General features: G+C 57.1%; 11 protein-coding genes and 1 pseudogene. 4 read left to right on the top strand and 8 right to left on the bottom strand.

The genetic code is table 11. The features are described from left to right. Positions 1–169: 169 nt before the first annotated feature. Positions 170–1,228 (top strand): DUF1214 domain-containing protein, encoded by a 1,059-nt coding sequence (locus AC2FPW_RS22080; RefSeq protein WP_496815417.1) that lies wholly within the window; start codon positions 170–172, stop codon positions 1,226–1,228. 17 nt (positions 1,229–1,245) lie between these two features. Next, the gene (locus AC2FPW_RS22075; RefSeq protein ID WP_496815416.1) at positions 1,246–2,247 is read left to right on the top strand and encodes a DUF1214 domain-containing protein; all 1,002 of its coding nucleotides are present in this window, start codon (positions 1,246–1,248) and stop codon (positions 2,245–2,247) included. A 205-nt stretch (positions 2,248–2,452) separates the two neighbouring features. On the opposite strand, the gene AC2FPW_RS22070 is transcribed toward AC2FPW_RS22075, so the two are convergent. From AC2FPW_RS22070 to AC2FPW_RS22060, 3 genes are all read right to left on the bottom strand, one after another. Further along, positions 2,453–3,211 carry a nuclear transport factor 2 family protein gene (locus AC2FPW_RS22070; RefSeq protein WP_496815415.1) on the bottom strand — a complete coding sequence of 253 codons (759 nt, stop codon included), beginning with the start codon at positions 3,209–3,211 and terminating at the stop codon, positions 2,453–2,455. 53 nt (positions 3,212–3,264) lie between these two features. Then, positions 3,265–3,624, bottom strand: a complete 360-nt coding sequence (locus AC2FPW_RS22065; RefSeq protein ID WP_496815414.1) for a hypothetical protein — start codon at positions 3,622–3,624, stop codon at positions 3,265–3,267. 78 nt (positions 3,625–3,702) lie between these two features. Next, entirely contained in the window at positions 3,703–4,242 is a 540-nt protein-coding gene (locus AC2FPW_RS22060; protein ID WP_496815413.1) for a hypothetical protein, read from the bottom strand. 64 nt (positions 4,243–4,306) lie between these two features. On the opposite strand from AC2FPW_RS22060, the gene AC2FPW_RS22055 reads away from it, so the two are divergent. Together AC2FPW_RS22055 and AC2FPW_RS22050 are read left to right on the top strand one after the other, a co-directional pair. Then, positions 4,307–4,990: an IS6 family transposase gene (locus AC2FPW_RS22055; RefSeq protein ID WP_496815412.1), complete on the top strand. Its 684-nt coding sequence runs from the start codon at positions 4,307–4,309 to the stop codon at positions 4,988–4,990. A 716-nt stretch (positions 4,991–5,706) separates the two neighbouring features. Then, positions 5,707–6,804 carry an HPP family protein gene (locus AC2FPW_RS22050; protein WP_496815418.1) on the top strand — a complete coding sequence of 366 codons (1,098 nt, stop codon included), beginning with the start codon at positions 5,707–5,709 and terminating at the stop codon, positions 6,802–6,804. Positions 6,805–7,190: 386 nt separating this feature from the next. Here AC2FPW_RS22050 and AC2FPW_RS22045 read toward each other — a convergent pair whose 3' ends face one another. The 5 genes and pseudogenes from AC2FPW_RS22045 to AC2FPW_RS22025 form a co-directional block, all read right to left on the bottom strand. Next, positions 7,191–8,222 carry an IS110 family RNA-guided transposase gene (locus AC2FPW_RS22045; RefSeq protein ID WP_496815411.1) on the bottom strand — a complete coding sequence of 344 codons (1,032 nt, stop codon included), beginning with the start codon at positions 8,220–8,222 and terminating at the stop codon, positions 7,191–7,193. A 102-nt stretch (positions 8,223–8,324) separates the two neighbouring features. Next, positions 8,325–9,081 (bottom strand): annotated as a pseudogene (locus AC2FPW_RS22040) (IS5 family transposase). Between the two features lie 180 nt (positions 9,082–9,261). Then, positions 9,262–9,957 carry an RraA family protein gene (locus tag AC2FPW_RS22035; RefSeq protein ID WP_496815410.1) on the bottom strand — a complete coding sequence of 232 codons (696 nt, stop codon included), beginning with the start codon at positions 9,955–9,957 and terminating at the stop codon, positions 9,262–9,264. After that, the gene (locus AC2FPW_RS22030; RefSeq protein WP_496815409.1) at positions 9,954–10,649 is read right to left on the bottom strand and encodes an alpha/beta fold hydrolase; all 696 of its coding nucleotides are present in this window, start codon (positions 10,647–10,649) and stop codon (positions 9,954–9,956) included. Before AC2FPW_RS22030 ends, AC2FPW_RS22035 begins: the two co-directional genes overlap by 4 nt. Next, the gene (locus AC2FPW_RS22025) at positions 10,646–11,770 is read right to left on the bottom strand and encodes a cobalamin-independent methionine synthase II family protein (RefSeq protein WP_496815407.1); all 1,125 of its coding nucleotides are present in this window, start codon (positions 11,768–11,770) and stop codon (positions 10,646–10,648) included. Before AC2FPW_RS22025 ends, AC2FPW_RS22030 begins: the two co-directional genes overlap by 4 nt. Positions 11,771–11,872 lie beyond the last annotated feature (102 nt).

Here is an 11,872-nt window from a genome sequence, read left to right as displayed (position 1 = left end):
GGCGTGGCATGATCGTTGGGATGTTCATAAGCGCGGCATAGCTGAGTCACTCAACCTGAACAACTTGGCAATACCCGCGGGACTTTTCCCTCATTGAGGCAAATCAATGTTTGGCTTCTGAAAACCTTTAGAACCCGTGATGGTACGTTCGGTTGGGGGGACATGCTGTATGATAAGCCTAGTTCGAATTGGTGCGACGGTAGCACTGACGGCCAGTCTTTCCTCGGCGCCTGCCATAGCGCAGTTCGCCGACGACAATCTCGACGCGCTCGTGGACGCGCGCGAGATCCCGGTCACCATCGACAATTTTATCCGTGCCGCGACAGACATCGAGTTCGGCAAATACGTTGCCCTCGCCGATGGGGTGAACAAGTTCTACCACTTCCGCGATTTGATGCCCGTCGATGCTCAGACGACAATCAGCGCGAACCGGGACACGCTCTATAGCACCGCGATCATCGATATCAGCGAGGGTGCCACCTTCACCCTTCCCGATGTCGGCGACCGCTACATGTCGGCGATGGTCATCAACCAGGATCACTACCTCAACGAGGTGTTCCACGGCGGCGGCACCTATACGCTCAACATGGACACGTTCGACACGCCCTATGTTGCCGTCTACCTGCGCGTGCTTCTGGATGCGACCGACCCTGCGGACGTGGCCGCCGTGCACGCGATCCAGGACCAGATGTCCATTGAGGTCGCCTCGTCCGAACCCTTCATCGTGCCGCCCTATGACGAGGAGAGCTACATGGGGCTCGTGAGGGCCGCCGTCGGTCTCGGCCCCTACCTGCCGGACAGTTTCCGCATGTTCGGTAAGAAGGAGGATGTCGATCCGGTGCGGCATTTCATCGGGACGGCCGGGGGCTGGGGCGGGTTGCCCGAGGATGAGGCACTCTATCTCGGGATCGTGCCGGGGCTTCCCGTGGGCGAGTACAAGATCGAGGTGCCCGCCAATGTTCCGGTCCAGGACTTCTGGTCGGTCAGCCTCTATGATGCGGACCGCTATTTCGCGCCAAACGCCCTCGGCGCCTATGTCGTCAATTCCGTCAGCGGGACACGCAACGAGGACGGCAGCATGACCGTGCATCTGGGCGGCTGCGAGGACGGGCGCGTGAATTGCCTGCCGCTCGTCGAGGGGTGGCAATACACCGTGCGGCTCTACCGGGCGGCGCCGGAGGTCCTCGACGGATCGTGGACCTTCCCTGAAGTCCAGCCAGCGAACTGACGGAAAGGACACAGAACATGCGAAATCTTCTTCTTGCCCTCGCGCTCTCCGCACCTGCACCCGCCCTCGCCGAGGACATCACGATCCAGAACCTCATGCGCGCAGAAAGCGATACGATGTTCCGGGTCACGATGCAGACCAACGGCACGACCGTCGGCGAGATCGCCCATGAACGCCAGGTCGCCTCGGCCGACGAGCCGCAGCCGATCATCCGCGCCAACCAGGATACATTGTATTCCGTCGCCATCATCGACCTGTCAGAGACGGTGACGGTGACCCTGCCGGAGGGCGATGGCCGGTTCCAGTCCGTGCTGGTCATCAGCCAGGACCACTACAACTTCGCCTATGCCGAACCCGGTTCCTACGAGCTGACCGAGGACGAGGTCGGCACCCGGTTTGCGATGCTGCTGTTCCGCACCTTCGTCGATGCCGGTGATCCAGACGATGCCGCCCACGCCCATGCCGTGCAGGACGGTATCGTGATCGAAGGCGGCGGAACCGGCCCCTTCGAGGCGCCGGACTGGGATCTCGAGGCCCTGGCCGCAGCGCGCCAGGCCGTCAGCGACCTGGCAGCGGTCGTTGGACTTGAATCCACCACCTCCTTCGGTCGACGCGGCGAAATCGACCCGCTCGACCACCTGATCGGAATGGCTGGCTGGGCTGGGCAACCGGGCGCCACGGCTCAGGGCATCGTCGACGCCGTCGACATGAATGACGGCGAAACGTCCTATGTGCTAACCGTCAGAGACGTCCCGGTGGACGCCTTCTGGTCCATCACCGTCTACGACGCCGAAGGCTACCTCGCGCCCAACGACCTTGGCCGGAACAGCTACAACCAGACCTCGGCGACGCCGAACGAAGACGGCTCCTTCACCATCCACTTCGGCGGTTGCGAGGACAGCCGGATCAATTGCATTCCCATCACACCGGGTTGGAACTACACGATCCGCCTCTATCAGCCCCGCGCCGAAATTCTCGACGGAAGCTGGACCTTCCCCGAGTTCCTGCCTGCCGACTGATTGAATTCCCGAAACTGGGAAAGCTGGACTCTCCTAGACGAGCCAAGCGACAGCCTCTATGTGTCTGATCCTGCAAGACCCGTTGTTCGAAGTCTTGATGTGGCGTCGGGCGCCGTCACATGCCAATGGAAACAGGCACTGGTAGCGCTTGAGGGTATGATGGCGCCTTAGGGTGCGGTTCTTTATGGCCCATGCTGAATGAGTTTCAGAACTTTCCGTTCTCATTCTTCCATTCAGAACGGGGCGCGATCGCTGTCACTGTGTTCCAACGCTCCACAATCTTGCCGCCGTCCAGGCGGAAGAGATCGTAAAGCCCTGAGTGAACACCGTCCGCGCGACCCTCGCTCATGCAGAGGGAAAAATTTCCTTCGGCCAACACACGGTGACATCGGTCGTAGACAGTGGGGGGAATACCATTGCTCATCGCCTCAAGCGACGTCCGGAACGCTTCAGAGCCATCTGCAGTATTCGGGTCATGCTGGATAAGGTCCTTTGCGACGAAATCGTCTATCAGGTCGAAGTTTTTGGCGATCAGTACCCGATCCAGAAAATCCTTTGCAATCTTGCGATTGGGTTCGGTCAGGTCCAGATCCACTATGCGAGTCTCACCATCCAACATCCCCCGGCCTGACGGGTTGAGGCCTGTAATCGGCTGCAGGTTGTCCCAATGCTCGACTGCTTTGCCGTGTTCGAACCGGAAGACCTCAAAGGCTGCTTCCACGCCGTTGAAATCATACTCGTTATGCGCAAAGGCAAAATCGCCGTCCTCGAACACACGCACGAAGGTTACGCGCGGATTAGTTTTTGCTAGGCGGGCAAAGAGCTCGGCCAACCCGATACTGCCTTCGCCTGTCCTTGGATTGTGCTGGATGTACTTGGCTTCGTTGACGACCGTTGCGGCCTCAGGGTCGCCTGTTTCAATCCCTTTCAGGAGTTTTTGGATCGCATCTCGCTTTGACATCATTTGATCAGCCCCTGCCAATGGTAAATTCGATTGGGTTGTTTAGTTGACGAGCCCTAGATTTGGTGTCTCTGGCCCACGACCAAAAGGCCGCCGATCAGAACATGTATGGCGACAACAGGCCAGAACATGAGACCTTTCTCAATGCCCGAAAAGTGCAGTGCCGCAAAAAGGAGTGCAGCTCCGAGGTTGTAAAAAATCAAGGCAGCCGATGAGGTGCGCGGACTGTCGCCTAGGTTTATCGCACCCGAGGCGAGTGCCAAAGAAATTAGTGCAACCCCACACAATCTGCACAGGGCCGCGCTGATCTGGTTCAGCTCGACATTAAAAATCAAAGCCAAGACAAGACCAGGAACAAGCAGAAGAGCTATCCCCGTCATCAGTTCAATTAGGGCCGAAAGCTTTCCGATTGTCATTGTAATCTTTTCCCCGTCAATGGCTCGAGGCACCTGCCACAGCAGGTGCCTTAACGCCCTTCCTCCATTGGAGTGACCTTACTCAACAGCTACCGTCACCGACGCCACTTTGCCGGTAAAGCGCGACGCTGCCTCGGCGCCGATCGCTTCGACCACCGGTGTCGCAAGGTCGATGCCAACATCCGCCGTTTCGTCTGCCGAGAAGATGATCGCTTGCGTCTGGTCGATGCGGCCACGCGCCACCTCAACTCCATCGACGAAGAGGGTACCGTCACCACCCTTGCCAGGGCCTCCGCCGTCATAGTCGAAATCGAATATGATTTCATGAGCTCCTTCGGTCAGCGGTTCGGTTGCGGAAACGGTATACATCTCGATCCCCAGCCAATTATAGGCATAGGCCGGGACGCCATTTTCGACATAGAGCGACCACCCACCGAACCGGCCCGCTTGCGCGATGACCGTGCCATGACCTCCGTTAGCCGGAACCTCGACCTGCGCGGTAATGCGCTTGGAGCGGTTCTTGATGTTCAGGAACACGTTTTCCGTCATGCCCGTCATGCCATCGGCCAGCGTCAGCGAGGTGCGCCCGGCCATCAGGGGATCTGTCGCAAACTTCATCCCCAACCTGTCAGATCGAACGCAGTTCTGGTAACGCATGCTGGACCATGGCAGAGGGCAAACCGTGACAATCTCATTTAAGGGCGCGCATTTTCCGAAAGACGTGATTTTGCACGCGGTTTTCTTCTACCTGCGCTACGGTGTGTCATATTGGGATCTGGAAGAAATCATGGCGGAACGCGGCGTTGATCTGGATCATGCAACGCTGAACCGCTGGGTCAGTCGATATGCTGGCCTCATAGCTGAAGCAGCGCGGTATAGAAAGCGTCCCGCCGACCGTTCGTGGCGCATGGATGAAACCTATGTACGGGTCAAAGGGAAATGGGTTTATCTTTATCGAGCGATCGACAAACACGGCAAGACCCTTGATTTCATGTTGTCCGAGCGCCGGAATAAAGCCGCTGCGACGAAGTTCTTCGCCCGCGCGCTTGAGGTGAACGGATTGCCTCGCAAGATCGTCATCGACAAAAGTGGCGCCAATACAGCTGGCATTAAGGCGATCAACAAGATGCTCAAGAGCTTTGGTTGTCCCATCCCGATTGAAATGGTCAGGCGGAAATACCTCAATAACATCATTGAACAGGATCACCGCTTCATCAAACGAAGGATCAGACCCATGCTGGGGTTCAAATCTTTCGCTTCAGCCGGATCCGTCCTGGCAGGCATAGAACTGGTCAACATGATCCGCAAAGGTCAATTCACGCCCGGACTCCGTCCGTTTCAACAGTTCATCCAACTAGCGAGATAATCGACGCTCCAACTCCATCTATCCGCCCTCAAAGAAATTTGCGACGGAACCAGAACAAAGCGATCATCTATTTTGAAGTCGACGATGACGAACAGGTCGTGCGGGTGCTCGCCGTCTTCTTTGGCGGTCAAGATCACGACGCACACATTCTGCTGCGACTACTGACCTAACTCCAACGCACACGTTGGGCAGGCAGTCCTCGCGAGTTGATTAACCTTGATGAAGGTCGAATAGTGCGGAGTTTTGATATTCCCACATGGTTCTAGTCCAGCACTTGGCCAAACACCTTGTTCTGAATGCTAACAGAATCCTGGAGCAAATTGGGCGTACCGGGGGCCAATGCGTATGGATCAGGCATCCTTTTGCGAAAGTGCCTTTCTCATCCACGCTGTACCGTGTGCCACACCTGGCAGACCGTCACAAAGGTTGGGTAGAAAACGACTGGCGCAGGCCGCCAAGATCCAGACTATCCGCATTTGCCCTGGTGAACTGTTAAGTTGGTTAACTTAATGAAAATATTTCATATTTCAAGCGGCTTCCATAACCTATTTCCTCCACCGAACAAAGTGGCAATGCCTTTGGTGGCATCCTCTCTCTAAAATCCTGCAGTTGAACTTTTCGCATTCTGCTGAAACTTTGCACAAAAGATAACGAATGAGGCCTGCATCGTGCCAGTTTTCAGATCTCTCGGGCCAGCAGTTTCCCGCGTTTCGCCGATGGAAGCGGCGCGTGCAGGCCTCGGAGCTCTCCTAGGCCTTGGACTGACGGGGCTTTTCCTTCTGTCTCCGGGCGCCGATTTGGATTTAGGCCTTTACCTCGTAGCACCCTTCGGTGCGACATCTGTCTTGCTGTTTGCTGTCCCAAACAGCCCACTTGCGCAGCCTTGGTCCGCGGTTGTCGGCAATACGGTTGCAGCACTTGTCGGCGTGGCCGTTTGCATGGCAATTGCGGACCCAGCACTGCGTATTGCGCTTGCGGTTGGACTTGCCATCACCGCAACAATCCTGTGCCGCGCGGTTCATCCGCCAGCAGGGGCCGTCGCCATGACGGCCGCATTGAATCCCGAGGCCATCGCAAAATTGGGTTTCTGGTTCGCGCTTGCACCGATTGCGGTCGGAACCTGTGTATTGGTCATAATTGCGACGGTGTATGCCCGAATCACCGGACGGCACTATCCATTCCGGCAATTCGACGATCCGAGCAATAATCAGACGGAAGACAAAAATCCTTCGGAGCGCCTTGGCCTGTCCGAAGAAGAAATTGCAGGCATTCTGGAGCACTATCAACACTCCTTCAACCTGGGGGTCGAGGATCTGGCACGTTTGATCGGCGCGGCGGAACTGCAGGCTGCAACACACGTGACCGCCCCTTTGACGGCAAAGGATGTCATGTCCTCCAGCCTGATCACGGTGGGACCCGAGACAGCACTCGAAGAAGTTGCCGACCTGTTCAAAAGGCACAGGTTCACCTCTCTTCCAGTCGTAGGGGAGGATGGAAAGTTCCTTGGCGTCATTTTTCAGATGCACCTGATCAGACAGGCCCGTGAAGATTCGCTCAAGCTGAAGCGTGGATATTTTTCTACGTTCAGCCGAATGTTGGATCGCAACAGGAAGATACCTGTGAAGGCGGGTGACATCATGGAGGTGGCGGGTCCGCGCGTGACGACAAGCTCACCCCTCGGGGTGCTGCTTCCAATGATGGCGATTGAGGATGTCGACGCCGTCCCCGTCCTCGATCATGGGCGCATTGTCGGGATTGTCACGCGGACAGACCTGATCGCCGCATTGGCGCGTGCTGCGGTACGCGGCGGCTGATCCACAGATACTCGGCGATGCAGAGTAATCGGAACTCTGCTGTTTTAGCTTGGTGCGACGACCCTTAGGGTCAGGACTTCGGTAACGGGGGCGTCTCAGTCAAGCTGTTTTGCGCAGAATAGTTGATCCGCCAAGGCGGTGTAGCCTTTCCTCTTTTGTGTCTGCCCTGCTTGCTGTCACGGCCTTCGATTGAGATCCTTCGGGTACATGCTTCGGTTCGTGGTCAGCGCGACGGCTGCCAACATGATGCGGGTTCGATGTAATTCCGATGTGCCCATCTCATAGGCGTGCTTGACGGAAGCCAGCGACGGTCCAGACCTCGGCATCATCGGAACCACGTCCCTGCGGGACCTCAAAGGCCTGCTTTCAGGCAGGCAACGGATAAATTAACAGGCGGTGTTTGGTGCCGCGTCGAGTTGGAATACGGTGTCGTCGACCCACATTCGATGTAGAATGACTGCGATACGACGCGCGAGGGCGACCATTGCTATTTTCCGGCCTCGACGTTGGGCGAGCTGAGCTCCCCATGTTCGAAGCCATGTCGGCCGGCCGCGGTTCATCATGACAGTTGCAGCCTGACACAAAGCTCGCCTCAGATTGACATCCCCAGCCTTGGTTATGCCGCCTGACACATCACGTTCACCGGATTGGTTACGAGAAGGCGTCAGGCCAAACCAAGGACCAACCCTCTTTGAAGACCGAAAGCGAGCCGGATCATCGACAGCTGCGCGGAAAGTCAGTGCGACGACTGCACCGATCCCTGGCATTGTCATCAAACGGTGGCAAACCGGATCGTTCTGGGCAAGCTGGCGTACTTGTTTCTCAAGGGCAGCCAACTCCTGCCGCAGCGTTGCTCTGGCGCGTAGCATTGGTTCCGTTGCGGTCTCCAGCATGAGGTTGCCTTCCGCCAATTCGCGGATGCGGGCCTCGAACCTTCCGCGAGAGATGGCACCCACCTTGAGGCCAAAGTTTCGCAGCAGCCCTCTTAGCGACATTTCCAAAGCGATCATGTTCTGCTGAATGGCTTTTCGAGCGCCAAGCACAGCGCGCGTCTCCTGAGCGGAGATGGATTTACAGTGAACAGGGCGGAACCAACCAAGATGGAGCAGACGCGCAATCCCTTCGGCATCTCGCCGATCCGTCTTGATTGGCATAGCCTTCAATGCACCTTTTACCTGGCGGGTCTCCATAAGTACGGCGTCTAAGCCCAACTCTGCCAGACCCCGATGCAGCCATTGCGACATAGGTCCAGCCTCTAAGCCAATCGCGGCGATGTCGTGGGCCAAATCACCCAGCCAACGGGCCAGGATTTCAGGATCGCTCGCAGCCTCGGCCTCTTTGATGATCTCGCCATGCTCGCTAAGCACGCATATCGCGGTCTTGGCCAATGACACGTCTAGTCCGATAAATAGTCTCATCCCGTTGTCCTCCAGGTAGGTTCAATACGGGAATGGCGGCAGCGCAACGCGGATTTGACAAGTGGTAACGGCGGTGCGTGACGCAGGCCCCGTTACGGCATCTCATAGCCAGTAAATGACGAGTGCGGCGAGTGCGATGGCAGAGAGGAAGACTTTTGGGCAGCGGTCGTATCGGGTTGCCACGCGCCGCCAATCCTTGAGCCTGCCGAACATGATCTCGATCCGATTTCGGCGTTTGTATCTGCGCTTGTCGTACTTGACGGGTTTCTTCCGCTGTTTTCGGCCAGGGATGCAGGCGCGTATCCCTTTGTCTTTCAACGCTTCCCGGAACCAATCTGCGTCATAACCGCGATCTCCGAGCAGCCAATCGACGTTCGACAGGCTGCTCAGTAATGCCCGCGCTCCGATGTAATCGCTGACTTGCCCGGCTGTGATGAACAGATTAAGAGGACGTCCCTGGCTGTCACAAATCGCGTGGAGCTTGGTGTTCATTCCTCCCTTGGTGCGTCCGATCAGGCGTCCGCGCCCCCCTTTTTCACGCCCATGCTGGTCGCTGTTCGGTGGGCCTTGAGATAGGTCGCGTCGATCATGACAGTCTTCTGTTCGCCGTGCTCGGCAGCCAGACCCGCCATCATCCGGGCGAAGACACCCTTGTCGCTCCACCGCTTCCAGCGATTGTAGAGCGTCTTGTGCGAGCCATAGGCTGTAGGCGCATCACGCCATCGTAACCCGTTGCGATTGATGAAGATAATACCGCTCAAAACACGTCGATATCGACTCGGGGCTTGCCGTGGGATTTCGGGAAGAAGGGCTCAAGACGCGCCATCTGCGCATCCGTCAGCCAGAAAAGATCAGACATGTTCACCGCTCGTTTTTCGAACCGTGAATCACGACCCTCCGCGCAAATCAATGGGTCCTGAGCCTAATCTCTCCCATAGACGCCTCCATTCAGGTTGTTTGCAAACCCACAATGGCACATCGAGGCCAGCGGGGGCGTCTACACCTTCAAAGCCGGGGCGAAGTTTGCGACAGAACCAGTTTAAGTCCGCGAGGCTTCAAACGCCGCCCATGCTTTTTCGAAGGCATCGAAATCGAACCCGGTTGCGCGGGCGGGATCTAGAATCAGTTTTTCGGTTTCAAGCAATTTGATGATCGCCTGTTCAAGCTTGCCCATCACTTCGGGCGGGATAACCAGCGCACCATGACGGTCCGCATGCACAAGATCGCCGTTCTGAATCTCCAGGCCAAAGATCGAAACCGAGGTGCCGATTTCGCGCACGTGTACGAACCCGTGACTGGGCCCGATTGACCCGGCAACAACTGGGAAGTTACCGGGTAGATCACCCAGGTCGCGCATTACTCCGTTGGTCAGAGCGCCGCTGATGCCGAAGCCCTTGTGGACCGTCGTGTTGATCTCGCCCCAAAAGGCGCCGATGCAATCTGGATAATCCAGATCCTCAATCACGGTGACAACCGGGTCACTTCCACTTGCCATATGCCTGTAATAGTCCATCCGACGTTGGCGGATCACCCCAGGCGGTTCTGACGGCGGGCTCACAGCAGCGATCTTCGCGGTACGGGCATATCCCACCATCGCCCCCGCATCGGGATCAGAACACAACATTGTGCCCTGGGTAAATTCATTGAATCCGCGCTTGCCCTGCGCCACTTCGATGGCGTTGCAAACAGTCGGCGTGTCGACCTTTTTCAGCAGGTCCAGCAAGGATTGGTTCATATCAACTCCAGCCAGCGGATCAAAGCCGCCGTTGTTTGTCGCGGTTGTTCCAGTGTCGGCAGGTGGCCGGCGTTTTCTATGATTTCCAACCGGCTCTGTGGCATCAGATCGTGCATCAATTCATGCCTTGAAACAGGGCACAGGGCATCGTCGCGCCCGCAGAGAATGAGTGCTGCGTCGGTGAAGTTGCGCAGAGTGTTGCTCTGGTCAGGGCGATCACGCAGAGCTTTAGATTGATTGACAAAAACGTCCGGGCCAAGATCCATGGCCATATCCATGCACAGGTCCAGAATGGCGGCGCGGCGCGGACCGTCCGTTAGGTAGTTCGGTTTCATCTCTTCGGCCATGACCTTGCGTAGGTTGCCACGTCCGACCGCATCGATCTGAGGGCCGCGCCCGGCTTTGACCTCGTCCAATTCAGCAAGCGGGTTCGTGTCCATCAACGCCAAACCAGCCACACGGTCCGGTGCCTGACGCAGGATTTCCATCCCCACAATGCCACCCATCGAGAGTCCCGCCAGAGCAAAGCGTTCGGGCGCATAGGCTAACACATCGGAGGCCAACGCCCGCATCGTTTCATGGCCTCCGATTGGTGCGCATAGGATCGGGTATTTGCCTGACAAAGCGTCAATCTGCGGAGCGAACAACCGCGCATCGCACATCATTCCGGGCAGGAGGATAAGCGGCGTCATTTGACCAGGGCAGCCCCTTCGGCAAGCGCGCCCAACTTGGCATAGGCGATATCCGGATCTACCGCACCAAAGCCGGCAAAGGTGCCAAAGCCGCAATCTGATCCGGCGATTACACGCTCATTTCCAACTATGTTCGTAAACCGCTCGGTACGCTGAGCAATCAGTTCCGGGTGTTCGACAAAATTCGTCGTGGTGTCCACCACACCGGGCACAAGAACCTTGTCACCCGGAATTTCACCCTTGCGGTCACGGAACACCGTCCATTCATGCGCGTGTCGCGGGTTAGAGGTTTCGAACAGCACATAGCGCGATTTGGTCGACATTAGCGTCGAAAACACCTTGTCCATGCCGATGTCGCAGCAATGTGGCCCCTCGTAATTGCCCCAGCAAATATGGACACGCACTTTGTCAGCCGGGACATTTTGCAATGCGTGGTTCAATGCCTCAACATGCATGTTGGCGATTTTCACGAACTCGTCGTCGGACAGATCGGTGAACAGCATATGGCGCGACAGGGCCAGATCCGGGCAATCCAGCTGCAAATCCAGACCCGCACCGACGATGGTTTCATATTCTTCCTTCATCGCGTCAGCCAGCGCGGCCAGATAGGCCTCGCGCGTCGGATAGAAGTCATTCAGCAGAAACAGAGAAATCACCCCAGGGCTGGCTGCGTTCATAAAACCGCGCCCGACCCCGTGTTCGACCATGGCAGCCTTGAGGTTGTCGATGTCCTTCTGCAGCTCACCTTGCCCTTTTGAGCGCACCTCGCCAACGCACATGGGTCGCGCATATTGGGGCGTGCCGCCATCATCCGCCAGACGTTTCAGAAAACCGGGAAACATCTTGAGGTCTGCAGGCGCATTGCGCGGGCTGTCACCCGCAAAGCCGGTATAGCGGTCCTTGACGTAAGTGGCGTAAGAGATCTTTGAGGTCTCACCGTCCGAGACGATATCTACCCCAGCCTTGACTTGTTTCCGCACGGTCTCGGACACGGCAGCGGTCATGCAGGCGTCAAATGCAGCCTGATCGAACGGTTCCTCTCGCTCGCGAGCAAAGATGAAGTCAACGACCTCCTGATTTCGTGGCAGACTTCCCACATGGGTGGTTGAAACGCGGGTCATGTTAGGATCTCCATTCAAATCTAGGTCCATCGCCGGGCCGGAAAGCCGGCGATGGATGTGCTGCGCGCGCGCCGATTGAAACCGGGACGTGTAATTTCGGCG

Source organism: Ruegeria sp. SATB027 (assembly GCF_059613825.1).
The sequence above is the reverse complement of the archived record's forward strand: the minus strand, read 5'-3'. Positions and strand labels throughout refer to the sequence as shown.

Excerpts from the sequence above, each read along its gene's own strand:
- AC2FPW_RS22030 (WP_496815409.1), bottom strand. The coding sequence starts at position 10,649 with ATGACGCCGCTTATCCTCCTGCCCGGAATGATGTGCGATGCGCGGTTG.
- AC2FPW_RS22065 (WP_496815414.1), bottom strand. The coding sequence starts at position 3,624 with ATGACAATCGGAAAGCTTTCGGCCCTAATTGAACTGATGACGGGGATA.
- AC2FPW_RS22075 (WP_496815416.1), top strand. The coding sequence starts at position 1,246 with ATGCGAAATCTTCTTCTTGCCCTCGCGCTCTCCGCACCTGCACCCGCC.
- AC2FPW_RS22080 (WP_496815417.1), top strand. The coding sequence starts at position 170 with ATGATAAGCCTAGTTCGAATTGGTGCGACGGTAGCACTGACGGCCAGT.
- AC2FPW_RS22045 (WP_496815411.1), bottom strand. The coding sequence starts at position 8,222 with ATGAGACTATTTATCGGACTAGACGTGTCATTGGCCAAGACCGCGATA.
- AC2FPW_RS22070 (WP_496815415.1), bottom strand. The coding sequence starts at position 3,211 with ATGATGTCAAAGCGAGATGCGATCCAAAAACTCCTGAAAGGGATTGAA.
- AC2FPW_RS22035 (WP_496815410.1), bottom strand. The coding sequence starts at position 9,957 with ATGAACCAATCCTTGCTGGACCTGCTGAAAAAGGTCGACACGCCGACT.
- AC2FPW_RS22025 (WP_496815407.1), bottom strand. The coding sequence starts at position 11,770 with ATGACCCGCGTTTCAACCACCCATGTGGGAAGTCTGCCACGAAATCAG.
- AC2FPW_RS22050 (WP_496815418.1), top strand. The coding sequence starts at position 5,707 with ATGGAAGCGGCGCGTGCAGGCCTCGGAGCTCTCCTAGGCCTTGGACTG.
- AC2FPW_RS22060 (WP_496815413.1), bottom strand. The coding sequence starts at position 4,242 with ATGAAGTTTGCGACAGATCCCCTGATGGCCGGGCGCACCTCGCTGACG.